Consider the following 23,211-nt stretch of genomic DNA (forward strand, 5'->3'; position numbering starts at 1 on the left):
CAAGGTCTGGGGGACCTCCGATGGCCGAGGACAGGTTCGACGCGGCGGTGATCGGCGCCGGGGTGGTCGGTGCGGCCGCCGCGCGAGCCCTCGCGCTGGCGGGTGCCCGGGTCGTGGTGCTGGAAAAGGCCGCCGACATCCTCGACGGCGCCTCCAAGGCCAACAGCGCCATCCTGCACACGGGCTTCGACGCCCCCCCCGGCAGCATCGAATCCGCCTGCCTGGCCGAGGGTTATGCCGAATACCGCCGCATCCACGCCCGGCTCGGCCTGCCCCTGCTCGAGTCCGGTGCACTCGTCCTCGCCTGGACCGAGGAGGAGGAGGCGCGGCTGCCTGCGCTGATCGAGCAGGCGCAGCTCAACGGCGTGTCCGACGTGGAGCCGCTCGGCGCCGCGGCCCTGCGCGCGTGCGAGCCCGGTCTCGGTCCCGGCCTGCGGGCGGGATTCCGCGTGCCGGGCGAACATCTGGTGGACCCGTGGTCGGCGCCGCTCGCCTATCTGCATCAGGCCGCCGCCCACGGCGCGGTGATCCGCCGCGCCTGCGAGGTGCAGGGCGGCACCTGGGACGGCGCGCTCTGGCGGCTCGAGACGGGGGGGGACCCCGTGCAGGCCCGCGTTGTGGTCAATGCAGCCGGGCTGTGGGGCGACGTGGTGGACGAGCGCCTGCTCGGGCGGCGCCGGTTCGCCATCCGGCCCCGCAAGGGGCAGTTCGTCGTCTATGACAAGACCGCCTTCGGGCTGACGCGCCACATCCTGCTGCCGGTGCCTTCGGCCACCACCAAGGGCGTGGTGGTCTGCCGCACCGTCTGGGGCAACCTGCTGGTCGGCCCCACCGCCGAGGACCAGGACGACCGCACGACGGCGGTGCTCGATCCTGCCGTTCTCGAGGCGCTGCGGCGGCGTGGCGAGGCCATCCTGCCCGCCCTGTCGGGCCACGAGCCCACCGCCGCCTATGCCGGCCTGCGCCCGGCCACGGAGGACAAGGACTACCGCATCGGCCACGATCCTGATCGCGCCTATGTCACGCTGGGGGGAATCCGCTCCACCGGCCTGTCGGCCGCCCTCGGGCTGGCCGCGCGGCTCGTGCGGATGCTGGAGGGGCAGGGGGCCACGCAGGGCTGGATACCGCCGGCCGATCCGGTCTGGCCTGTCCTGCCCAACCTGGCCGAGACGGCGCCGCGCGACTGGCAGAGGCCGGGGCATGGCGGCATCGTCTGCCATTGCGAGATGGTCACGCGGCGCGAGATCCTCGCCGCGCTCGAGGGGTCGCTCGGGGCGCGGACGCTCGGGGGGCTCAAGCGCCGGACCCGCGTCACGATGGGCCGCTGCCAGGGGTTCTACTGCACCCCGGCGCTCGCGCGGCTGACGGCCGGACGGCTCGATCCGCCGCTGGCCGAGCCGCTGGAGGCGGACGGTGCGCGCTGACGGGCCGCCCGCCGGCTGCGCCGCGGCCGCGGCGGAGAGGGCGGACGTGGTGGTGGTGGGCGCCGGTCCCGCCGGTCTCGCCGCGGCGGCCGTCCTCGCCGGGGCGGGCCTCTCGGTCCTCGTGCTCGAGCGCGAGGGCGAGCCCGGGGGTGTCCCGCGCCATTGCGGCCATTCGCCCTACGGGATGCGCGAGTTCGGCCGCGTCATGGGGGGGCGCGCCTATGCGGCGCGTCTGGCGGAGCGGGCCCGGCGCGCGGGCGCGCAGATCCGGCCCGGCGTGGCGGTGGTGGCCCTCCGGCCCGGCCCGCGCCTCCTCGTGACTGCCGCCGGGGGGCCGGCCGAGATCGCCGCCGACCAGGTCCTTCTGGCCACCGGTGCGCGAGAGGGCAGCCGCGCCGCGCGGGGACTGGGCGGCACGCGCCCCGGCGGGGTGCTCAATACCGGCGCGCTCCAGGGTCTCGTCTATCTCGAACGGCTCCGCCCCTTCCGCCGCCCCGTCGTGCTGGGCACGGAACTCGTGTCCTTCTCGGCCCTGCTCACCTGCCGCCATGCCGGCATCCGTCCCGTGCTGATGGTCGGCGAGGGTCCCGCGGTGGAGGCGCGCTGGCCCGCCGCGCTGCTGCCGCGCCTTCTGGGGGTGCCGCTCCGGCTGTCCACCCGGATCGAGGCGATCGAGGGGCGCGACCGGGTCGAGGCCGTGATCCTGCGCGGTCCCGGCGGTCTCTGGCGCGAGGCGGCGGACGGGGTGGTGGTGACGGGCCGCTTCCGCCCCGAATCGGCCCTCGTGACCGCGAGCCACCTCCGCCTCGATCCGCGCACCCGCGGCCCCGAGGTGGACGAGTTCGGCCGCTGCTCGGACGGCGCCTTCTTCGCTGCGGGCAACCTCCTGCGCGGGGTGGAGACGGCCGGCACCTGCTGGAGCGAGGGACGCGCCGTCGCCCGGGCGATGCTCGCCGCGCGCGCGGGCCGCCTGCCAGAGGGCGTCGCCCGTCCGCTCGCGATCGAGGGCGGGGCCCTGGCCTGGGCGCTGCCGCAGCGGCTGGCCGGGGACGGCACCGTTCCCCCCGCCTTTCCCGCCATCCAGGCCGGGGCGGCACGGTGCGCGCGCGGCCGGCTCGTGCTGCGGGCCGGAGGGGCCGAGACCGCCTCGGCCGAGCGGGCCGTCCGCCCGCACCGCAGCCTGCGCCTGCCGCTGCCGCCCCCCGGCGCCGAGCCCGTTCTCGCCTTCGAGGAGGAGCCATGACTCCACCGGCTGTCCTCGCCATCGACCAGGGCACGACCAGCACGCGGGCCTTCCTGCTCGACGCCGGCGGGGATCTGCGCCCGCTCCATGCGCGCCGGCACCGCCAGCACCGCCCCGCGCCCGGTCGGGTGGAGCACGATCCGGGCGAGCTTCTGGCCGACCTGTCCGCCTGCCTCGAGGCGGCGCAGGCGGCGGGTCCGGTCGCGGCCGTGGGGCTCGACAACCAGGGCGAAAGCTGCCTCGGCTGGGACGCGCGCACCGGAGAGCCCGTCTGCCCCGTCCTCGTCTGGCAGGACGCACGCACCGAAGCCGATTGCGCCCGCCTGCGCGCCGCGGGGGCCGAGCCGCTCAGCCTCGCGCGCGCCGGGGTGCCGCTCGATCCCTATTTCTCGGCCTCCAAGCTGGGCTGGATCCTGCGCGAAATCCCCGAGGCCGCCGCGCTCCATCGCGGGGGACGGCTGCGGCTCGGGACCACGGACGCCTTCTTCCGCGACCGTCTGGGCGGCCGGTTCGAGACCGATCCCACCACGGCCTCCCGGACCGGACTCATGGACCTGGCCCGGCTCGACTGGGACGCGGAGCTCTGCGCCCTCCACGGCGTGCCGCCCGAATGCCTGCCCGCGATCCGGCCCTCGACCGGCGATCTGGGCCCGCTCGGCCCGCTGCCCCTGACCGCGAGCCTCGTGGACCAGCAGGCGGCGACCTGGGGCCATGGCTGCCGCCGCCCGGGAGAGACCAAGATCACCTTCGGCACCGGCGCCTTCGCGCTGGCGCTGCTGGGCGATTCCCTGCCCGCCGACCGTCGGGGCTGTCTGCTCACCGTCGCCTGGGCACGCGCGGGCGAGCCGCCCGTCTATGCGCTCGAGGGCGGCGTCTATGCCGCCGGGGCCGCGCTCGACTGGGCGCAGGGGCTGGGCCTGTGGCGCGACACGGCCGATCTGGCGCTGCCCGCGGGTCCGCCGGCCATCGCCCGCGGCGTCGCCTTCGTGCCGGCGCTGTCGGGGCTCGCCTGCCCGCACTGGAACCGGCAGGCGCGCGGCGCCTGGCTCGGGCTCGATCTCGCGACGGGGCGGGCCGATCTCGTCGCGGCGCTGCTCGAGGGGATCGCCTTCCGCGCGGCCGAGGTGCTCGAGGCGATGGAGGGCGCCGCCCCGCTGCGGGAGCCCGTCTCCGTCGATGGGGGGCTCAGCGCCAACCCCGCCTTCCTGCGCCTGCTCGCCGGGGCGCTCGGCCGCCCCGTCCGCGTCTCGCCCGAGCCCGAACTGACCGCCCGGGGCATTGCCGCTCTGGCCGCCGAGGCGGTGGGGCTCGCCCCCCCGGACCCGCCCCTTGGCCAGCCGGTCGATCCGCCCGCGACGGAACCCTTGCACGCCTTCCGCGATCGCTTCGCGGCCGCGCGGGCCGCCGTCGAGGGCTACGGGCGGGCGCTGGCCGCGGCCGGGGGTCGCAGCGCCCCGACGTGAAGGAAGCGCACCCCCGCCCGCGCCGCGGCCTCGCGGTCGGACGGCGCGTCGCCCACGAACAGCGTCTCCGCTGGCGCCGCCCCCCACAGCCGCATCGCGCGCAGCAGAAGGCCCGGCTCGGGCTTGCGGCAGCCGCAGCCCCCCTCCATCCGGTGCGGGCAGAACAGCGCGGCCCAGGGCGGCGGCCGGTGCCCCGTTGCCGCCTCGGCCGCGTCCAGCAGCAGCCGCCGCGCGGTGGCCGCCGACAGGTGCCCGTAGAAGACGTGGTCCTGGTTGGAGGCCAGCGCCATCCGCAAGTCCCGCCCCCAGGGCAGCCCCCCCAGCGCCTCGCGCAGCCCCCCGATCGGCTCCCATTCCCCGTCGCGATGGGGGCAGGGCTGGCCGGGCACCAGCGTCCGGCGCAGCGTGTCGTCGGCATCGAAGATCACCAGCCGCACGTCCGGCGGAAACGGGCTCATCCCCATCCGGCCGCCCCCCGCGCCAGCGCACGCCGCAGGCCCCCCCGGTGGCGCGCAGCCTCGGCCCTCCAGGCGCCCGGCTCGGGCAGCGTGCGCGCAGCCAAGTCGGCATAGCCCAGCCGCCAGGCCCGCCAGGCCGCCTCGTGAAAGGCCAGCTCCTCCCGGTCGGGCCGCCCGCCGGACTGCGCCTGCCAATGCTCGACCAGCCGGCCCCGCGCCGCGGGGCCCATCTCCCATTCGGCCGCCGCCCCGGCCAGGTCCCACAGGGGCGCCTGCGGCCCCGGCGCGAAATGGTCGTCGGCATGGTCCAGCGCGTCGCACTTGACGAACCCGCCGTCCGGCCGGCGCAGCCATTCGGGCGGCCCCATCCGCCCGTCGCACCGGACCGCCTCGCCCGCGCGCCCGGCCGCCTGTCCCACCCAGGCCGGCAGCACGAGCCCCTCCGCCGCCGCCGTCGCCTCCAGGATCGCGAGCAGCCGCTCTGCCCCGCCCGTCCCCGTCCCCTCGCCGCGCAGGCCCGCCGCATGGCCCGCCATTGCGGCGAGCAGCCCGTCCGAGAGCCGCTCGCAGGCCCGTCCCTCCACCCATTCGAGCGCGAGGAACCCGCGCCCCAGCCAGAGCGGCCGCGCGCCCCCCCGCTCGGCCAGACGCCCCGCCCGCGCCGCCGTCCGCTCTCCCCGCGCGCCCAGCCCCGCCCAGCGCAGCAGGACCGCCCCGCCGTCCGGCGCGCGCGCCCACAGCTTGCGCCGCTCGTGCCAGGGATGGACCGGTCCCCCCCGCCGCGCCGGGGCGATGGCGCGCCACAGCCCGCCGCCGAGATCGCGCAGCGGCCCCCATCGCGCCTCCAGGTCAGGCCGCACGGCCGCGTCCCACGCCTCCGCCCAGACCGGCAGCCGCGCCCAGAGCGCCCGCGCCCGCTCCGAGCGCAGCGCGCCCGGGTCCGGCGCATGGGCCGGCAGCAGGTGCACAAGCCGCGCGCCGGCCGCCTCGGCCGCCTCCGCCGCCGCGGCGAGCGACGAGCCGCTGATCCCCGGCCCCTCGTCCACGCAGAGCACCTGCTCCGCCCCCCGCAGCGCCGCCCCCTGCGCGGGCGAGAGCCGCACCCGCCGGTCCCAGGGCTCGCCCTCGGGGCGCACGGACAGGCGGCGGGCACGCGCGCCTGCGGCCTCCGCCTCGGCCGCCACCACCGCCCCCAGCGTCGTGCCGATCGAGCGCAGCCCCAGCACCGCCACGTCGCGGGGGCGGTGCGCGCGCAGCATCCGCGCCGCCGCCGCCGCGTGCAGCGCCGGGTCCAGCGCGTAGAAGGCGAAGCCCTCCGGCTCCTTGATCGCGGCGCGGGGGGGCAGCGGCCCCGCCAGCGCCCGGCGCAGCGCCTCCCCCGCCTCCCCGCGCGCCCGGCCCCGCCCCCCTTCGCGGCGCAGCCGCGCCAGCGCGTCGGTCGCCGCCATCAGCGCGCGCAAGGATGGGGCCCCGTCCCCGGCCTCGGGGGCCAGCGCGTCCGCCACGCCCGCCTCCAGCGCGCCCGCCTCCAGGAGCAGCGCCTCGGCCTCGCCTTCGTCCAGGCGCGCCAGCAGCGCGCGCGCCTCGGCCCGGGGGCAGACCTCGCGCAGCCGGTCGCCGAACACGATCACTCAGCCGTCCCGCAGAAAGGCCTCCGTGGCGGCATGGGCCTCCTCGTCGGTCATCTGGCGCGGCGGATGCTTGCACAGGAAGGCGGCCGGCCCCTCGACCGGCCCGGCGAGGCCGCGGTCCCGCGCCAGCCGCGCGAGGCGGATCATGTCGATCGCCACCCCGGCCGAGTTGGGGCTGTCCTCCACCGACAGGCGCAGCTCCAGATGCATGGGCACGCCGCCGAACAGGGTCCCCTCCAGCCGGATGAAGGCCACCTTGTTGTCCTTCTGCCAGGCCACGTAGTCCGAGGGCCCCACATGGATGTCCCCCTCGGCCAGCCGCTCGCCCACGACCGCCTGCACGGCCTCCGTCTTGGACCGCTTCTTGGAGGCCAGCCGGTCCCGCGCCCACATGTTGAGAAAGTCGGTGTTGCCCCCGGTATTGAGCTGATAGGTCCGCTCCAGCCGCACGCCGCGGCGGCGAAACAGGTCCGCCAGCGTCCGGTGCACGATGGTCGCGCCCAGCTGCGCCTTGATGTCGTCGCCGATGATCGGCACGCCCGCCGCGCGGAACCGCTCCGCCCAGCCGGGGTCCGAGGCGATGAAGACGGGGATCGCGTTCACAAAGGCCACGCCCGCCTCCAGCGCGCAGGCGGCATAGAACTCGGTCGCCTTCTGGCTGCCCACGGGCAGGTAGTTGACCATCACCTCCGCGCCGGCCTCGCGCAGCGCCTCCACCACGGCGGCGCGGTCGGGCTCGGGCGCGTCGGCGGGCAGAAAGGTCTGCTCCTCCGGGTGCTCGGCCATGTGGGGGGCCACCCCGTCCAGGACCGGGCCCATCCGCACGACCGTCCCCGTCGCGGGCACGTCGGGGCAGAAGCGCGCGGTGCAGTTCGGGGGGGCGAAGATCGCCTCGGCCACGTCGCGGCCCACCTTGCGCCGGTCGATGTCCCAGGCCGCGACCACGCGGATGTCGCCAGCCCCCCAGGGCCCGATCCGCGGATGCATCAGCCCCGTGGCGTCGTTGCGCCCGGTGTGCCGCGCGATCCCCTGCACCAGCGAGGAGGCGCAGTTGCCCACCCCCACCAGCGCCAGCCGGATCGGCCCCGTCCCCGCGCCGCCATCCGCCATCAGCCCCTCCCTCCCGCGGCGGCGCGCGCGGGCCGCGCGGGCGCATAGCGCTCGACCACGGCGCCGCAGAACTCGGCAAAGGCAGACGGATCGCGCGGCGGGCTCGTGTGGTGGTCCTCCACGCCCAGATGCCCCGGCGTGAAGCACAGGGTGGCCATCACCTCGAAGCCCTCCAGCGCCGCCATCTGCCGGTCGAACCACTCCCACGCCCCGGGCCGGAAGCTGTCCGCCCAGGAGAGCCCCGTGCGCACCCGCCGCACGCCCAGCCGGCGCATCCACGCCACCGCATCCTCCAGGCGCGGGTCCTCGAAATGGAACCACTGCATGATCCCCATCCGCCCCGCCAGCGCGGCATAGGTCTCGAGGCCGGGCTTGGGGGTGCCGTCCTCGCGGATCAGCCCCATGTAGAAGTGCCGGTAATAGCTCGAGCCCTCGGCCTCCTTGTGGCGGGTCGTGGCCTCCCAGGTCCGCGGCAGGTCCAGAAGCGAGTACCAGTACACCCGCTCCACCCGGTCGAGCAGCAGCTCGGCCGTGCGCCGCAGGCCCCATTCCTGCACTTCCTCGGCGCCGAAGGAGCCCACCCCGACCTCGCTCACCCAGACGGGCAGGGCGGTCGCCCGCTCGATCTCGGCGATGCGGTCGGGCCATTCGCCGATCGGCCACAGGTTCCAGTCGAGCGGGAATCCGTGCACCGCGACCACGTCCACCGCCTCCAGCGCGCCCAGCCGCTCCAGTCGCTCCACGAAGCCCGGATCGATCGGCGACATCCCCCCCATCACGCGCGTGAGGCCGGGGTTGCAATGGGCCACGACCCGCCCCGCCTCGGCGACCATGGCGCTGAAGACCGACCAGTCGGGATCGAGCGCCGGGTTCCAATGAGACTTGTTGTTGGGCTCGTTCCAGAACATGACGGACTCGATCATCGGCCCTCCTCGGCGTTGCGGCGGATCGGTGCGAGGGGCCTCAGCCCCCACTCGGCAAAGGGCACGGGCGCGGTCCGGCACAGCCAGACATCCTCCGTCCGCGCCTCGATGGCAAAGCCGGCCGCGCGCAGCATCGCCTCCGCGCCGGCCGGGTTCGGCAGCCACCAGTTGGTCCAGTCGCCCCCGTAGGCGCGCTCGACGAAGAACAGCGCCGGATGGTCCGGGTCGGGCAGCGGCCCGTCGAAGGCGAAGGGGATGTCCTCCGCCACGGGCGGGACGCGCGCCCCCCCGCGCGTGTGGGTCTGGAACAGCAGCCGCTCGGCGCAGACCGCGTCGCGGATCAGGTCCAGCGCCAGAAGCGGATGGCGCAGATGGTAGAGGACCCCGAGAAACAGCACGAGGTCGAACCGCTCGCCCAGATCGGCGATGTCCCAGACCTCCATCTGCCGGAACTCCGCCCCCGATCCCAGCACCCCGGCCGCCAGCCGCGCCTGCGCGAGATAGCGCGGATCGTGGTCGATCCCCAGCACCCGCGCCGCGCCGCGCCGCTCCATCTCGAAGCTCCAGAAGCCCGCGTTGCAGCCGATGTCGAGGACCGAGCAGCCCCGCAGGTCCTCGGGCAGGATCGGGGCGATCCGGCGCAGCTTGTCGGCCGGATGATCGCCCAGGGCGTGATCCGGCGCGGTCTGGAGATCGCCCAGCCGCAGGTTGTGGAACCACGGGCCCAGGGCCCGCACCCGGTCGGCCAGATCGGCCGGGCCGGAGGGGCCGTGCCCGCCCTGCGGCGGGGCGAGGGCCGTCCTCCACGCGCCCTCCCTCATGCGGCGCGGTCCCGCCGCTCGCCCGCGCGCTCGCGCGGCAGGTCGTTGAGGCCGGTCAGACGCGCCCAGCCCGGCCCCGCCTCGATCCGCGTGACGGAGGCCGGTCCCACCTCCAGCCGCAGCAGGTTGTCGAGCGGCAGGCCCAGCACATGCGCCACCAGGCCCCGGATCATGTCGGCATGGGTGACGAGGACGATCCGCCGCGCGCCCCCGCCAGCCTCCTCCTCGGCCAGGTCCGCCGCCAGCGCGGCGATCCGCGCCACCGCTTCGGCCATGGATTCGCCGCCCGGCGGGCGGGCGCTGCCGCGGCGGGCGTTCCAGGCCTCCCAGTCGGGATCGCCCGCGAGCGACTCGAAGCTCCGGCCCGTCCAGGCGCCGAACTCGATCTCGTCGAGGCGGGGGTCCACGGTCGGGGTCAGCCCTGCCGCCTGCGCGATCGCCTGTGCCGTCTCGCGCGCGCGCTCGCGCGGGCTGGTGCGGACCGCGTCGGGGCCCTCCGCCGCGAGGCGCCGCGCCAGCAGCGCGGCCTGGAACCGTCCGAGCGGGCGCAGCGGCACGCCCTCGGCCCGCCCCGTCAGGCGCAGGCCCAGATCGGCATGGGCGGCGTGACGCACGAGGATCAGCGTGACGGCGATGGCGCAGACCTCCCCGAAGCCGGGCCCCCGGCGCGGGGGAGACGCCCGCCAACGCCGGAGCCCGAGGAAAGTTCCTCCGGGCCCTGGCCGCCCGCCTCCCGGCCTCGCCCGTCGGGCGCCGAGGGCCGGCGCAGAAGCCACGTCGCCACGGCGGCAAGCAGCCCGGCCTGCAGGACGACGGCCCAGACCGGCGCGCCCGCGGCCCAGGCCAGGGCCACCGACAGCGCCATGGCCGCGCAGGCCAGCGCCTTGTGGCGGGGCCGGACGGCCCCATGCGCCTGCCAGTCGCGCAGGGCGGGACCGAAGCGGCTCCGCATCAGACGGGCATGGAGCGCCGGCGAGCCGCGCGCCAGGCAGGCGGCGGCCAGGATCATGAAGATCGTGGTGGGCATGAGCGGCAGCACCGCCCCGACCAGGCCCAGTCCCGCCAGGACGAGCCCCAGTCCGGTCCACATGCCCCGTCGCCATGCCACCCCTGCCGCCTCCGGTCCGTCCCTTCCATCTGGACCGGAGGGGCCAAGCTTCAATGCGCGGACCTCAGCGCTCCTCGCCCGGCGCGGCGGCGGCGAGCACCTCCGCCAGAAGCGGGTTGGGGAAGCGCCGCTCGGCCGTCAGCGCCCAGAATGCCTCCACGAGGCCGGGCAGGGCGCCGTAATCGCGCAGCACCCCGGCATCGAGCTCGTCGGCCGCCGCGATCGGCGGCAGGGGTGCGAGCCCCGCCCCCTCCCGCGCCAGAAGGCGGATCATCGCCACGTCGTCCACCTCCGCCGCCACGGCCGGCCGGATGCCCCACCGCGCCAGCAGCGCGTCCAGCCCCTCGCGCAGCGCCGTCTCCGGCGTGGGCAGCACCAGCGGCCCCTCCGCGAGCAGCGCGCGCAGGTCCCCCGCCCGCCCCGGCCGCCCGACCAGCGCCACGGGCTCCTCGGCGATGCGCCGGCTCAGAAGGGGCAGGGGCCCGTCGCGCGGCGCCGGCCGGTTGGCCAGCACCACGTCGAGCCCGTGCGCCTCGAGCCCGCGCATGAGCTCCCCCCACCCGCCCGAGCGCAGCACCACCTCCACGTCCGCCCGCCCCAGCACGGGCCGCAGGAAGGCCAGAAGGAAGTTGCGCGACAAGGTGGCCAGCGCGCCCACGCGCAGCGCCCGCCGCGCCTGTCCCGTCTGGCGCAGGGTGGCGACCAGCTCCTCGCCCGCGGCAAAGATCGCCTCCGCGTGGTCGAGCGCGATCCGCCCCGCCTCCGTCAGACGCAGCCCCCGCCCCACCCGGTCGAACAGCCGGTGCCCCAGCCGGTCCTCCAGCGCGCGCAGCTGCACCGACAGCGCCGAGGGCGCGAGGTTGAGCCGCCGCGCCGCCCCCGTCAGAGTTCCGTCCCGCGCCACGGCCCGGAAATAGCGCAGGTGGTTGTAGTTCAGCTCCGTCACCGTTCGTCCTGTCAGAACGTTTCCTTGCAAACGATGTATTAGTCAGAACACGGCAGCAATGCTACCTCCCCCGCACCACCAGCCCGGAGGCCCCATGTCCCCGCTCCTGCTCCTGCTCGGACCCCTCGCGCTGCTCCTTGCGGCCGGTCTCGCCTTCGCCGGGCCCGGCCTGCGACCGCGCGGGGCGCTGCGCGCGGCCGAGGGGGCGGCGCTTCTCGCCCTCGCCGGGTCCGGGGCTGCGGCCGTCCTGCTCGCGCAGGGGGGGGCCGCGACGGCCGCGCTCCTGCCCGGTCTCGCGGCGCGGCTCGACGTGGTCTCGGCCACGATGGCGCTCCTCGTCTCGGGCCTGGGCTGGATCGTCCTGCGCTACGCCGCGCGCCTGCTCGACGGCGACGCGCGGCAGGGCACCTTCACGGGCTGGCTCGCCCTCACCCTCGCCGCGGTGCTCCTGATGGTCTCGGCCGGCCATGTCGCCCTTCTCGCGCTGGGCTGGATCGCCACCGCGGCCGGCCTGCACCGGCTCCTGCTCTTCTACGCCGCGCGCCCCGAGGCGCGCCGCGCCGCCCGCAAGAAGGCCTTTACCGCGCGCCTGGCCGATCTCGCCCTCGTCGCGGCCGCGGCGCTCCTGTGGTGGGGCGCGGGCACGGGCGACATCGCCGCCATCAACGCCGCCGCCGCGGCCGGCACGCTGGGCCCCGCCGCCCCCGCCGCGGGCCTGCTCGCGCTCGCCGCGGTCCTCAAGAGCGCGCTCTTTCCCCTCCACGGCTGGCTTGTCGAGTCGATGGAAACGCCCACCCCCGTCTCCGCGCTCCTCCATGCGGGCATCGTCAATGGCGGGGGTTTCCTGCTGATCCGCTTCGCCGACGTGCTGCTGGCCTCGCCCGCCGCCATGGCCGCGCTCGCCGCGATCGGGGGCCTCTCGGCGCTCGTGGGCAGCCTCGTGATGCTGACCCAGCCCGCGGCCAAGACCGCGCTCGCCTGGTCCACCGTGGCGCAGATGGGCTTCATGATCCTGCAATGCGGCTTCGGCCTCTGGGCGCTGGCGCTGCTGCACATCGTCGCCCACTCGCTCTACAAGGCCCATGCCTTCCTGTCCGCCGGCACCGCCGTGGCGGCCGTCGAGGCCGCGCGCCGCCCCGGCCCCGTCGCGGTGCCCTCGGCCGGCGCGGTGGCCCGCGCCTTTGCCCTCGCGCTCGTGATCTACGCCGCCGTGGGCCTGCTCTTCGGCCTGCCCGCCAAGTCGCCCCAGGCCGTCGCGCTCGGCGCCATCCTCGTGCTCGGCACCGCCTACCTGATCGCCCAGGGGCTTGCCGACGCGGCCCCCCGCGCGCTCGCGCGCCGCACGGCGGTCGCCTCGGCCGCCACCGCGCTCGCCTATTTCTCCTTCCAGTGGGCGGCCGAGGCCGCCACTGCCGGCACCCTGCCGCTGCCGCCCGCGCCGGGCCCGCTCGAATGGGCGCTGATCGGCCTTGCGGTCCTGTCCTTCGCCGCCGCCGCCTGGGCCCAGGCCACCTTCCCGCTCTGGGCCGGCCATCCCGCGGCCAGAGGCCTGCGCGTCCACCTCCAGAACGGGCTCTACGCCAACGCCCTCTTCGACCGGCTCACCCGCGGCTGGGCCGCCCCCGCGGCGCGCCAGCCCGCCGGTTCCCCTCTGCCTGCGCGCCAGCCCTGACCCCCCCACGCTCCCGATGGACGCCGCCATGCTCATCAAGTCCCGCGACCACTATACCGGCCCCTTTCTTGAGATCGTGGCCGCCGCGCGCGCCGCGGCCGAGGCGGTCCCCCCCGCCTTCCCCCTCCACGCCACCGTCGCCGTGAACCCTTATCTCGGTCAGGCCGACCGCCCCTTCGCCGAGACGGTCGCGCGCCTCTCCGCGCTCGCGGGCGTCCGCCCCGTCCCCCCGCGCGCGCACCTTCTCGCCGAATGGGAGGCAGGCCGCCTCGCCGCCCCCGACCTCGAGGAGGCGCTGGCGCGCGAAGGCCTTGCCCTCCCGCTCGCCGACGCGCTCGCGGCCCTCGCCCGGCCCACCCCCGCGCCCGCGCCGATCCCGCTCGTGGCCGACCTCGCGGCCCGGGCCACGGGCACGGACTGGCCCGCGATCGTCCTCGACCGCATCGGCGCCTGCCTCGCCGCCCGGCTCGACCGCGGCCAGGCCGCCTGGCCCCCTCTGCCCGGCCGCACCCTGTGGGAGGCGTGGCGCAACTGGGCCTCGCAGGACCTGACCCCCGAGATCCTCGGGCTCCGGGGCTTCGCCGCCCGCGCCGCCGCCCTCCCGGACGAGCCCTGGGCCGCTCTCGCCCTCTCGCTCGAAAGCCTCGGCATCGGCCACGACGCGGCCGGCCCCTGTTTCGAGGCGCTGCTGCTGCGCCTCGGCGGCTGGTCCCAGACCCTGCGCGGGCTCGCCTGGGACGCCGAGCGCGAGGGGACCCGCGCCGATTCCCTCACCGACCTTCTCGCCATCCGCCTCGCCTGGGAGGAGGCGCTCGTGGACCTCGCCCCGCCCGACGCCTGGGCCGCCTCGCGCGCCGCGCTCGCCCGCCCCCTCGTCCCCTCGGCCGAGGACCGGCTCGACGCGGCCTTCCAGCTCGCCGCCGACCTCGCCCAGGCGCGGCGGCTGGCCGCGACGCTCGCCGCCCCCGCCCCCCCCGCCCCCCCCGCCCCCGAGCGGCCCGTCCTCCAGGCCGCCTTCTGCATCGACGTGCGCTCCGAGCCCTTCCGCCGCCATCTCGAATCGCTCGACCCCGGAATCGAGACGCTGGGCTTTGCGGGCTTCTTCGGCCTGCCGCTCGCGCACCGCACCTTCGGCGGGGACGAGGTGGCCCCCCATCTGCCCGTGCTCCTGAACCCCGCGCTGCGCTCGGCCCCCGACATCGCCCCCGAGGCCGAGGGCGCCGCCCGCATCCGGGCCCGCGCCGCGCGCGCCTGGAAGCGCTTCGCGCGCGCCGCCGTCTCCTCCTTCGCCTATGTCGAGGCCGCGGGCCCGCTCCATCTCTGGCCGCTCCTGCGCGACAGCCTCCGCCTCGGGGCCCCCGCCGCTCCGGCCGGGCCGCCGCCGCGCATCGAGGGGCTCGACCCCGAGGCCGGCGCGGCCACCGCCCAGGCCGTGCTCGCCGCGATGGGTCTCCGGCGCTTCGCCCCCGTCGTGCTGCTCGCCGGCCACGGCGCCGCCGTGACCGCCAACCCGCAGGAAAGCGCGCTCCATTGCGGCGCCTGCGGCGGCCGCACGGGCGAGACCTCGGCCCGCGCGCTCGCGCGCCTGCTCAACGACCCGGCCGTGCGCGCGGCCCTCTCCGCCCGGGGCGTCGCGATCCCCGAGGACACGGTCTTTGTCGCCGCCCTACACGAGACGACGACCGACGCGGTCCACCTGCTCGACGCGCCGCCTCCGGGCGACCCGCGCCTGCGGCCCGTCCGCGCCTGGCTCGAGGCGGCCTCGCGCCTCGCCCGCGCCGCCCGCGCGCCCACTCTGCCCGGCGCGGGGGACGCCCGCGCGCTCCTCGCCCGCGCCCGGGACTGGGCCGAGACGCGGCCCGAATGGGGCCTCGCGGGCTGCGCGGCCTTTGTCGCCGCCCCCCGCGCGCGCACCCGCGGCCGCGACCTCGAAGGCCGGGCCTTCCTGCATTCCTACGACTGGCGATCCGACGCCGACTTCGCCACGCTCGAGCTGATCCTGACCGCGCCGGTCGTGGTCGCCTCCTGGATCGCGCTCCAGTATCACGGCTCGGTCACCGCGCCCGCCCTCTTCGGCGCGGGCGACAAGGCGCTCCACAACGTCGTCGGCGGCTTCGGCGTCCACGAGGGCAATGGCGGCCCCCCCCGTACGGGCCTCGCCTGGCAATCCGTCCACGACGGCGAGCGGCTGCGCCACGACCCCCTGCGCCTGACCGTCCTCGTCGAGGCGCCCGAGGCCGCCATCACCGCCATCCTGTCGCGCCACGCCTCGGTGCGCGCGCTCTTCGACGCGGGCTGGCTGCACCTCCTGCGCCTGGACGAGGCGGGCCGCGTCGCCTCCCGCTATGCGGGCGGCCTCGCCTGGCAGCCCTGGGAGGGCGCCGCCCCGGCCGCCGCCGCCTGACCCCCCTCCGCCCGGCGCCCCCACGGCCGGGCGGACCGCGCCGCCGGCCCGCACTCCCTCGCGGGGAACCGGCGGCGCACCCCGCCAACTGGACATCGCCCCGCGCCCCGGATTAGGGATCGCCGTCCCTTTCCCCAGACGGCGCGCCTGATGAAGTTCACCCTCTCTTGGCTCCGCGACCACCTCGAGACCGCGGCCACGCCGGCCGAGATCGCCGACGCGCTCACCGATCTCGGGCTCGAGGTCGAATCCGTCGCCGACCCCGCTGCCGCGCTCGCTCCCTTCGAGGTCGTCCGCATCCGCGAGGCCGCCCCCCACCCGGACGCCGACCGCCTCCGCGTCGCCCGGGTCGAGACCGCCACCGGAGAGGTCCAGGTCGTCTGCGGCGCGCCCAACGCCCGCGCGGGCCTCATCGGCGTCCTCGCCCGCCCCGGCGCGCGCATCCCGGCCACCGGCGCCACCCTGTCCGTGGGCCGCATCCGCGGTGTCGAGAGCCACGGCATGCTCCTGTCCGAGCGCGAGGCGGGCCTCTCGGACGAGCACGAGGGGATCATCGAACTGCCCGAGGGCGAGGTGGGCGAGAGCTTCGCCCGCTGGCTCGCCCGCCACCGCCCCGAGGCCGTGGACCCCGTCATCGCCATCAAGATCACCCCCAACCGCCCCGACGCGCTGGGCGTGCGCGGCATCGCCCGCGACCTCGCCGCGCGCGGACTCGGCCGGCTGCGCCCGCTGCCGCCCGTCGCCGTCCGGGGGGGCTTCCCCCAGCCCGTCCCCGTCGCGATCGACCCCGCGCTCGGGGAGGGCTGCCCCCTCTTCGCCGCCCGCCTCGTGCGCGGGGTGCGCAACGGCCCCTCGCCCGCCTGGCTCCAGGCGCGGCTGCGCGCGATCGGCCTGCGCCCCATCTCGCTCCTCGTGGACGTCACCAACCTCCTCGCCTTCGACCTCGCCCGCCCGCTCCACGTCTTCGACGCCGCCCGCCTGCGCGGCGGCCTCGTCGTCCGCCCCGCGCGCGAGGGCGAGACGCTCGCCGCCCTCGACGGCAGGACCCACGCGCTCGGCCCCGCCCACATGGTCATCGCCGACGAATCGGGCCCCGTCAGCCTCGCGGGCCTCGTCGGCGGCGAGGCGACGGGCGTGACCGAGTCCACCACCGACGTGCTGGTGGAATCCGCCCTCTGGGACCCGTTGCGCATCGCCGCCTCGGGCCGCGCGCTGCGCATCCAGTCCGATGCCCGCTACCGCTTCGAGCGCGGCGTGGACCCCCTCATGGCGCTCGAGGGGCTCGACCGCGCCGTGGCCCTCATCCTCGAGCATGCGGGCGGCGAGGCCTCGGACCTCTCGCTCGCCGGCGCCGTCCCCGACCCCGCCCGCACCGCCCGCTTCGATCCCGGCCGCCTGCGCGCCCTCGTCGGTCTCGACCTGCCCGAGGCCGAGCAGCGCCGCATCCTCGAGGATCTGGGCTTCCGGCTCGAGGGCGAGACCGCCCGCATCCCCTCCTGGCGGCCCGACATCGACGGCACCGCCGACCTCGTGGAGGAGATCGCGCGCGTGGCCTCGCTCTCGCGGCTCCCGGTCGCACCGCTGCCGTGTCGCGGTCCGGCCGTGCCCCGCCCCGTCCTCACGCCCGCCCAGACGCGGCTCTCCCGCGCGCGCCGCACCCTCGCCGCGCTCGGCTACAACGAATGCGTCACCTACGCCTTCATCGACCGGGAAGCCGCCGCCCTCTTCGGCGGCGGGGACGAGGCGACGCGCATCGACAACCCCATCGCCGCGGACCTGTCGCACCTGCGCCCCTCTCTCCTGCCGGGCCTCCTGCGCGCCGCCGCCCGCAACGCGGCCCGCGGCCTCTCCGACCTCGCCCTGTTCGAGGCCTCCGAGGTCTTCACCGGCGGAGAGCCGGGCGAGCAGCGCGCCGAGGTGGCGGCCCTTCTCGTGGGCCGCGCCGTCCCCCGCGGCGTCCACGGCCCCGCCCGCCCCGCCGATCCCTTCGACGCCAAGGCCGATCTCGAGGCGCTGCTCGCAGCCCTCGGTGCGCCCGCCCGCCTCGCCCTGAACCGCGAGACACCGCCCTGGTGGCATCCCGGCCGCTCGGGCCTGCTGACCCTCGGGCCCAAGACACAGGTCGCCGCCTTCGGCGAGATCCACCCCCGCGTGCTCGCGGCGATGGACGTGCGCGGCCCCGCCGTGGCGCTGGTGCTCTGGCCCGACGCGCTGCCGCTTCCGCGCACGGCCTCCCGCGCGCGCCCGCGCCTCGGACTCTCCGACCTCCAGGCCGTCGAGCGCGACTTCGCCTTCGTGGTCGATGCCCGCACCGAGGCATCGGCGCTCGTCCAGGCCGCCCAGGCCGCCGACAAGTCCCTGATCGAGGAGGTGCGGGTCTTCGACGCCTTCGAGGGGGGCACGCTGCCCCCGGGCCGCAAGAGCGTCGCCCTCACGGTCCGCCTCCAGCCGCGCGAGGCCACCCTGACCGAGGCCGAGATCGCCCGCGTCTCGCAGGCCGTGGTCGATCGCGTCGCCCGCGCCACGGGGGCCGTCCTGCGCGGCTGACCGCCGGAACCGCAAGGGGGCCGCCGGGGCCCCCTTGCGCCTGTCCGCTCAGTCGGGACGGACGCTGATGATGACAAAGTTGGTGTCGAGGCGCAGGTCGTAGCGCGCGCCGTCGGCGCCCACCGCGTCGTCCACCTCCCACACGCCGTCGTCGAACTCGATCTCTTCCCACGACGTGTAGCCCTCGGCCTGCAGCACGGATTCGATCTGCGCGCGCTCCTCGTCGGTCGGCGGGCGGTCGTCGGCCCAGGCGGCCGGAGCGGCGAGCAGGGCCAGCACGGCCAGGGTCGGCAGCGAACGGGTCATGGTCGTCTCCATGGTTGTTGCAGCAGACGGCGCCGGGCGCCGCTGACCCGACAAGGCCGAACCTTGGCCGGAGGTTTCCCCGCTCCGGCCCGGCGCCTGCGCTGGGCGCGGTCTTGCCGATCGGGGCGGAGCGGTTCGGAACAAGTCCGCCGCCCCCCTCGCCGCAGCGCGGCGCAACACCACCGCGCGGTGGTGTAACGCTTCGTTAACCTCTCCGTGGCAGGGTGCCCCCACGCGCCCGATCCTTCCGTCCCGGCGGACCGGAGGGGCGGCGCGGACGACCGGGGCGGGACCTGCAACGATCAGGCGGCCGCCCGTGCTCTTTGCAGGGGTGGGGCGCCACGGACGCGCCCGAGGTTCCGCCGCATCCCACCGGGCCGCTTGGCTGCGCAGGTGCTCGTCCACGGCGCGGAGGCGGAGAACCCCGGCCGCCGCGCGTCGCAACGCGCCCGCCCCCACGGGGGTGGCACCCTCGGGCCCCTCAGGGGGAGGACGGACCGCGCGCTCAGATCTCGGTGCAGATGTACTTCATCTCGGTGTAATCCTCGATCCCGTGGCGGCTGCCCTCGCGGCCGAAGCCCGATTGCTTCACGCCTCCGAACGGCGCCACCTCGGTCGAGATGATCCCGGTATTGACGCCCACGATCCCGTATTCCAGCGCCTCCTGCACCCGCACCACGCGCGAGATGTCGCGGGCATAGAAATAGGCCGCCAGCCCGAAGATCGTGTCGTTGGCCTGCGCGATCACCTCCGCCTCGTCGCCGAAGCGGAACAGCGGCGCAAAGGGCCCGAACGTCTCCTCCCGGGCCACCCGCATCTCGGGCGTGGCGCCGATCAGCACGGTGGGCGCGATGAAGCGCCCGCCCAGCGGGTGGTCCGGCCCCCCGGTCAGCAGCCGTCCGCCCTTGTCCTGCGCATCGGCCACGAAGTCGCGCACCTTCTCCACCGCGCGGTCCTCGATCAGCGGGCCCAGCTCGGTTCCCTCCACCAGGCCGTCGCCCACCCGCATCCGCTCCACCGCCGCGGCCAGCCGCCGGGCGAACTCGTCGTACACCTTGTCCTGCACGTAGATGCGGTTGGCGCAGACGCAGGTCTGGCCGTTGTTGCGGAACTTCGACATCACCGCGCCCTTGACCGCCGCATCGAGGTCGGCGTCGTCGAACACGATGAAGGGCGCGTTGCCCCCCAGCTCCATCGAGCACTTGACCACCCGCTCGGCCGCCTGCCGCAGCAGCACCCGCCCCGTCTCGGTCGAGCCCGTGAAGGTCAGCTTGCGCACCCGGTTGTTCTCGCAGAATTCCTGCCCCGCGCCCTTGGCATCCGTGGTGGTGACGACCGACAGGACCCCCTTGGGCACGCCCGCCTCCTCCGCCAGCACCGCCATCGCCAGCGCCGAGAGCGGGGTCTGCGCGGCCGGGCGGCTGACGAAGGCGCAGCCCACGGCCAGAGCGGGGGCGACCTTGCGGGCGATCATGGCATTGGGAAAGTTCCAGGGCGTGATCCCGGCGGCGACGCCGATGGGCTGGCGGATCACCGTCAGGCGCTTGTCGGGCAGGTGGCCGGGGATCGTCTCGCCATAGACGCGCTTGGCCTCCTCGCCGAACCATTCCACGAAGGAGGCACCATAGGCGACCTCGCCCCTGGCCTCGGCGAGCGGCTTGCCCTGCTCGGCGGTCATGATGGTGGCCAGGTCATCGGCATGGGCCATCATCAGCTCGTACCATCGGCGCAGCACGCGCGCGCGTTCCTTGCCGGTCCGTGCGGCCCAGTCCTTCTGCGCGGCATGGGCGGCCGCGATCGCCTCGGCCACCTCGGCGCGGCTCAGGTCGGCCACGCGGGCGATGACGTCGCCGCGGGCGGGATTGCGGACCTCGAAGGTCGCGCCCGACGCCGCCCCCACCCATTCGCCGCCGACAAAGGCCTGCTCGCGCAGAAGATCGGGGCGCTTGAGAAGCGATGGCAGATCGGTGACGGTGTCGAGCATCGGAGCCTCCCTCTGGCGGGCCCGACAGGACCACAGAGCCCGGCCGCCGTCCAGAGGCGGAGCCGGACGGGAGACGCCCATGACCGTGCCTCGCCGCGAACCCGGCTCCGACGCCGTGCCGACCGCCGCTCCCTCGGCCCTGCCGGACCTGTCGGACGCCTATGCCAATGCCGTCCACATTCCCGGCGGAGAGGATTATCCCGCCCGCTGGGCCGCCGCCGCTGCCGCCTTCCGGGCCGCCCATCCGCCCCGGACGCTCGCCCACGGCCCCGGCCCCCGCGACCGGCTCGACCTCTTCCGCCCGGACGGGACGCCGCAGGGGCTTCTGGTGTTCTTCCATGGCGGCTACTGGATGGCCTTCGGACGCGAGGACTTCTCCCACCTCGCCGCCGGCGCGCTCGGGCGCGGCTGGGCCGTGGCGATCCCCTCGCTGCCGCTCGCGCCGGGGGCGCGCATCGGCGCGATCGTCCGGGCTGCCGCGCGGGCGGCCGAGGCGGCCGCGGCCCAGATGCCCGACGCGCCCCTCGCGCTTGCGGGGCATTCCGCGGGCGGCCACCTCGCCGCCCGGCTGGCCTGCCCGGACGTCCCGCTCGCCTGCCGCTCCCGCCTCGCCTGCGTCCTCGCCATCTCGCCGCTGGCCAACCTCGCCCCCCTGATGCGCACCGCGATGAACGCGACCCTCCGGCTCGACCCCGCCGAATGCGCCGCCGAGAGCCCCCTCCTGCGGCCCCGCCCGCCCGTCCGCGTCACCGTCTGGGTGGGCGAGGGGGAGCGGCCCGCCTTCCGCGACCAGGCGCTCTGGCTCTCGCGCGCCTGGGACGCGCCGCTGGTGGTGGAACCCGGACGGCACCATTTCGACGTCATCGCCGGGCTCGAGACCCCCGCTCACGCCCTGGCCCGCACCGCGACGGGCGAAGCGCCGTGAGCGGCAGGGAGGGATGCGGCGCGATCTGGGTCGCCACGGGGGCGGACTATACCGATCTTGCCGTCCAGTCCGCCCGCTCGCTGCGCGTCCACGAGCCCGACCTGCCGCTCGACCTGTTCACCGACCGCCCCGACCTCGCCCCCCCGGGCCTCTTCGACCGGCTCCACCCCGTCCCCGACCCGCATCCGCGCGCCAAGCTCGACTGCATGGCGCTCACCCGGTTCGACAGGACGCTGTTTCTGGATGCGGACACGCTGGTTCTGGGTCCCCTCGACGACCTGTTCGACATCGCCCTTCGCTTCGACCTCGCCATGGCGCATGACGTGCGCCGCGCCTCGCGCCTCATCCGCGAAGGCTCCGTGCCCACCCCTTACGCCTTTCCCCAGCTCAACTCGGGCGTGGTGCTCTTTCGCCGCTCTCCCGCCGCCCTCGCCTTTCTCGCCCGCTGGGCCGCCCGCTTCCGCGAGACGGGCGCGACGCGGGACCAGACGGTGCTCAAGGACCTCCTGTGGGAGGACGAGACGATCCGCTTCCATGTCCTGCCGCCCGAGTTCAACCTGCGCCGCCTGCCGCTTCTCGACGCCTGGGAGCCGCTCGATGCCCGCCCCACCATCCTTCACTCCCACCGCCTCCTGGATCACCTGCGCGGCAAGGGGCCCCGCCTGACCGACCCGCTCGTCCTCCTCGCCGAGGAGCGGCGGATGCTGGCGGAGGAATGGCGGGCGGCCGAGGCCGCCGGGGCCGGGGGGGACGCGATCGGCCGCTTCCGCTCGGCGCAGAGGGCCCTGGGGGAGGAGTGAGCGCGTCCCGCGACCTCCCGCGCCTTGCCAGCCCCCGCGCAGTCCCGCTAACCCGGCGCCAGCCGGAGGGCACCGATGACCAACTGGGACGAGATCCGCACCGCCCTGCACGTCGCCCGCCTCGGAACCGTGTCGGCTGCGGCCGAGGCGCTGGGCGTCCACCATGCCACCGTCATCCGCCATGTGGACAATCTGGAAGCGCGCCTCGGCGTGCGGCTCTTCCAGCGCCATCCGCGGGGCTACACGCCCACCGAGGCAGGCCAGGACCTGCTGCGCGTGGCCTCCCGGGCGGAGGACGGCTTTGCCCAGCTTGCCGCGCGCCTCAAGGGTCAGGAGGCCACGGGCGAGCTGACGGTGACGGCGCTTCCGTCGCTGGCCGCGCGCCTCGTGCCCATCCTCGTGGAGTTCCAGGAGCGCAATCCCGGCCTCGTGGTCCGCTTTCTGGCCGAGGCGCGGCTGTTCCGCCTCGAATCGGGCGAGGCGCATCTGGCGGTTCGCGCAGGCCAGGTCCCGCCCGACCAGCCCGACAACGTGGTCCGGCCGCTCGGGCGGCTGCGGCTGCATCTGGCCGCCGCACCGGCCTATCTCGACCGCCACGGCCGGCCGGGTCCGGACGGGTTCGGCGGCCACCGCTTCGTCGGCCTGGACGGCGACGGGGGGCGCGCCCCCTTCAACCGGTGGATCGAGGCGCTGGGCGCCGCTCCGGCCTTCCGCGCCTCGGGCGACCCGTCCATGATCGAGGCCATCGCCGCCGGAGCGGGGCTCGGCTTCGTCCCCCTTGCCGAGAGCCGGGCGCGCAACCTCGAGGAGGTGATGCCGCCCCGGCCCGAATGGGAGGTGCCGCTCTGGCTCGTCACCCATGTGGACCTTCACCGCACGCCCAAGGTGCAGGCCGCCGCGGCCCTGATCCGGGAGCGCGCCCGCGACTGGGACGGCTAGGCGGCAGGGTCCTCGGCCCGCTCCCCGAGTTCGGTCCGCAGGAAGCGCTCCAGCGCGTCGAGGTCCATGGCCCCCATCAGCCCGAAGCCGACCAGAAAGGCCTGGGCCTCGCGCAGGCCGTCGGGATCGAGCTTGCACCAGGTGATCCGGCCCCGGCGCTCCTGTTCGACCAGACCGGCTTCCGCCAGGACCTGGAGATGCCGCGACACGGCCGCGAGGCTGATGGGAAAGGCGCTCGCCACGTCCGACACGGCCATGTCGTCCTCGAGAAGCAGCCCGAGGATCGCGCGCCGAGTCGGATCGGCCAGGGCGGCGAAGACGAGGTCCAGCCGGGGGTCCATGCCGCTCCTGTGGCGCGCAGGCCCCGGCCCGTCAACCGCCGGCCGGGCGACGTTCAACCGCCATGTTGAACGTCCGCCACGCAGCCCCCGCCGGGTTGCCCCGAGGAAAACCCTTTCGCGTCAGGGGGCTGGCCCGCCTGCGCCCCATCTTGACTCCCGCGGGGTG

20 protein-coding genes are annotated in these 23,211 nt (G+C 76.2%); 9 read left to right on the top strand and 11 right to left on the bottom strand.

Going from position 1 to position 23,211, the window contains the following annotated elements:
- Positions 1-20 precede the first annotated feature (20 nt).
- From GT358_RS12015 to GT358_RS12025, 3 genes are read left to right on the top strand one after another with little or no spacing between them, the layout of a single operon-like run.
- A complete protein-coding gene (locus GT358_RS12015) occupies positions 21-1,424 on the top strand; it encodes an NAD(P)/FAD-dependent oxidoreductase (protein ID WP_166582867.1) in 1,404 nt (467 codons plus the stop codon).
- The gene (locus GT358_RS12020) at positions 1,414-2,667 is read left to right on the top strand and encodes an FAD-dependent oxidoreductase (RefSeq protein ID WP_371416280.1); all 1,254 of its coding nucleotides are present in this window, start codon (positions 1,414-1,416) and stop codon (positions 2,665-2,667) included. Before GT358_RS12015 ends, GT358_RS12020 begins: the two co-directional genes overlap by 11 nt.
- Positions 2,664-4,130: an FGGY family carbohydrate kinase gene (locus GT358_RS12025; RefSeq protein ID WP_166582868.1), complete on the top strand. Its 1,467-nt coding sequence runs from the start codon at positions 2,664-2,666 to the stop codon at positions 4,128-4,130. Before GT358_RS12020 ends, GT358_RS12025 begins: the two co-directional genes overlap by 4 nt.
- Here GT358_RS12025 and GT358_RS12030 read toward each other — a convergent pair.
- The 8 genes from GT358_RS12030 to GT358_RS12065 form a co-directional block, all read right to left on the bottom strand.
- Positions 4,082-4,588, bottom strand: coding sequence for an HAD hydrolase-like protein (locus GT358_RS12030; RefSeq protein WP_166582869.1), 507 nt, complete (start codon positions 4,586-4,588; stop codon positions 4,082-4,084). The genes GT358_RS12025 and GT358_RS12030 overlap by 49 nt on opposite strands.
- Entirely contained in the window at positions 4,585-6,219 is a 1,635-nt protein-coding gene (locus tag GT358_RS12035) for a hypothetical protein (protein ID WP_166582870.1), read from the bottom strand. Before GT358_RS12035 ends, GT358_RS12030 begins: the two co-directional genes overlap by 4 nt.
- Positions 6,220-7,329 carry an inositol-3-phosphate synthase gene (locus GT358_RS16865; RefSeq protein WP_166582871.1) on the bottom strand — a complete coding sequence of 370 codons (1,110 nt, stop codon included), beginning with the start codon at positions 7,327-7,329 and terminating at the stop codon, positions 6,220-6,222.
- Complete coding sequence (locus GT358_RS12045) at positions 7,329-8,252, bottom strand: beta-xylosidase (protein ID WP_166582872.1); 924 nt, start codon at positions 8,250-8,252, stop codon at positions 7,329-7,331. The genes GT358_RS16865 and GT358_RS12045 overlap by 1 nt, the downstream gene beginning before the upstream one ends.
- Positions 8,249-9,073 carry a TIGR04290 family methyltransferase gene (locus GT358_RS12050; protein WP_166582873.1) on the bottom strand — a complete coding sequence of 275 codons (825 nt, stop codon included), beginning with the start codon at positions 9,071-9,073 and terminating at the stop codon, positions 8,249-8,251. The genes GT358_RS12045 and GT358_RS12050 overlap by 4 nt, the downstream gene beginning before the upstream one ends.
- Positions 9,070-9,687 carry a histidine phosphatase family protein gene (locus tag GT358_RS12055; protein WP_166582874.1) on the bottom strand — a complete coding sequence of 206 codons (618 nt, stop codon included), beginning with the start codon at positions 9,685-9,687 and terminating at the stop codon, positions 9,070-9,072. The genes GT358_RS12050 and GT358_RS12055 overlap by 4 nt, the downstream gene beginning before the upstream one ends.
- A gap of 5 nt (positions 9,688-9,692) precedes the next feature.
- Complete coding sequence (locus GT358_RS12060; protein ID WP_208103494.1) at positions 9,693-10,181, bottom strand: YbaN family protein; 489 nt, start codon at positions 10,179-10,181, stop codon at positions 9,693-9,695.
- Positions 10,182-10,245: 64 nt separating this feature from the next.
- Entirely contained in the window at positions 10,246-11,127 is an 882-nt protein-coding gene (locus tag GT358_RS12065) for a LysR family transcriptional regulator (protein ID WP_166582875.1), read from the bottom strand.
- A gap of 94 nt (positions 11,128-11,221) precedes the next feature.
- Here GT358_RS12065 and GT358_RS12070 point away from each other — a divergent pair, with 94 nt between their 5' ends.
- The 3 genes from GT358_RS12070 to pheT all read left to right on the top strand — a co-directional run bounded on the left by GT358_RS12070 (position 11,222) and on the right by pheT (position 17,750).
- Positions 11,222-12,799 (top strand): proton-conducting transporter membrane subunit, encoded by a 1,578-nt coding sequence (locus GT358_RS12070; protein WP_166582876.1) that lies wholly within the window; start codon positions 11,222-11,224, stop codon positions 12,797-12,799.
- A gap of 28 nt (positions 12,800-12,827) precedes the next feature.
- Positions 12,828-15,203 (top strand): YbcC family protein, encoded by a 2,376-nt coding sequence (locus GT358_RS12075; RefSeq protein ID WP_166582877.1) that lies wholly within the window; start codon positions 12,828-12,830, stop codon positions 15,201-15,203.
- Positions 15,204-15,353: 150 nt separating this feature from the next.
- A complete protein-coding gene (pheT, locus tag GT358_RS12080; RefSeq protein WP_166582878.1) occupies positions 15,354-17,750 on the top strand; it encodes a phenylalanine--tRNA ligase subunit beta in 2,397 nt (798 codons plus the stop codon).
- A 48-nt stretch (positions 17,751-17,798) separates the two neighbouring features.
- On the opposite strand, the gene GT358_RS12085 is transcribed toward pheT, so the two are convergent.
- Together GT358_RS12085 and GT358_RS12090 are read right to left on the bottom strand one after the other, a co-directional pair.
- The gene (locus tag GT358_RS12085) at positions 17,799-18,056 is read right to left on the bottom strand and encodes a PepSY domain-containing protein (RefSeq protein WP_166582879.1); all 258 of its coding nucleotides are present in this window, start codon (positions 18,054-18,056) and stop codon (positions 17,799-17,801) included.
- 505 nt (positions 18,057-18,561) lie between these two features.
- Positions 18,562-20,040, bottom strand: coding sequence for an NAD-dependent succinate-semialdehyde dehydrogenase (locus GT358_RS12090; RefSeq protein ID WP_166582880.1), 1,479 nt, complete (start codon positions 20,038-20,040; stop codon positions 18,562-18,564).
- 79 nt (positions 20,041-20,119) lie between these two features.
- Between GT358_RS12090 and GT358_RS12095 the strand changes: the two genes are divergently transcribed.
- The 3 genes from GT358_RS12095 to GT358_RS12105 all read left to right on the top strand — a co-directional run bounded on the left by GT358_RS12095 (position 20,120) and on the right by GT358_RS12105 (position 22,704).
- Positions 20,120-20,965, top strand: coding sequence for an alpha/beta hydrolase (locus tag GT358_RS12095; RefSeq protein WP_166582881.1), 846 nt, complete (start codon positions 20,120-20,122; stop codon positions 20,963-20,965).
- Complete coding sequence (locus GT358_RS12100) at positions 20,962-21,765, top strand: putative nucleotide-diphospho-sugar transferase (RefSeq protein ID WP_166582882.1); 804 nt, start codon at positions 20,962-20,964, stop codon at positions 21,763-21,765. The genes GT358_RS12095 and GT358_RS12100 overlap by 4 nt, the downstream gene beginning before the upstream one ends.
- 75 nt (positions 21,766-21,840) lie before the next feature.
- The gene (locus GT358_RS12105) at positions 21,841-22,704 is read left to right on the top strand and encodes a LysR family transcriptional regulator (RefSeq protein ID WP_166582883.1); all 864 of its coding nucleotides are present in this window, start codon (positions 21,841-21,843) and stop codon (positions 22,702-22,704) included.
- Here the strand turns inward: GT358_RS12105 and GT358_RS12110 are convergent.
- Positions 22,701-23,045 carry a helix-turn-helix transcriptional regulator gene (locus tag GT358_RS12110; protein WP_166582884.1) on the bottom strand — a complete coding sequence of 115 codons (345 nt, stop codon included), beginning with the start codon at positions 23,043-23,045 and terminating at the stop codon, positions 22,701-22,703. The two genes, GT358_RS12105 and GT358_RS12110, sit on opposite strands and share 4 nt — an antisense overlap.
- Positions 23,046-23,211: the final 166 nt, after the last annotated feature.

The sequence above is a fragment of the Rubellimicrobium sp. CFH 75288 genome, assembly GCF_009904055.1.
GTDB lineage: Bacteria > Pseudomonadota > Alphaproteobacteria > Rhodobacterales > Rhodobacteraceae > Rubellimicrobium.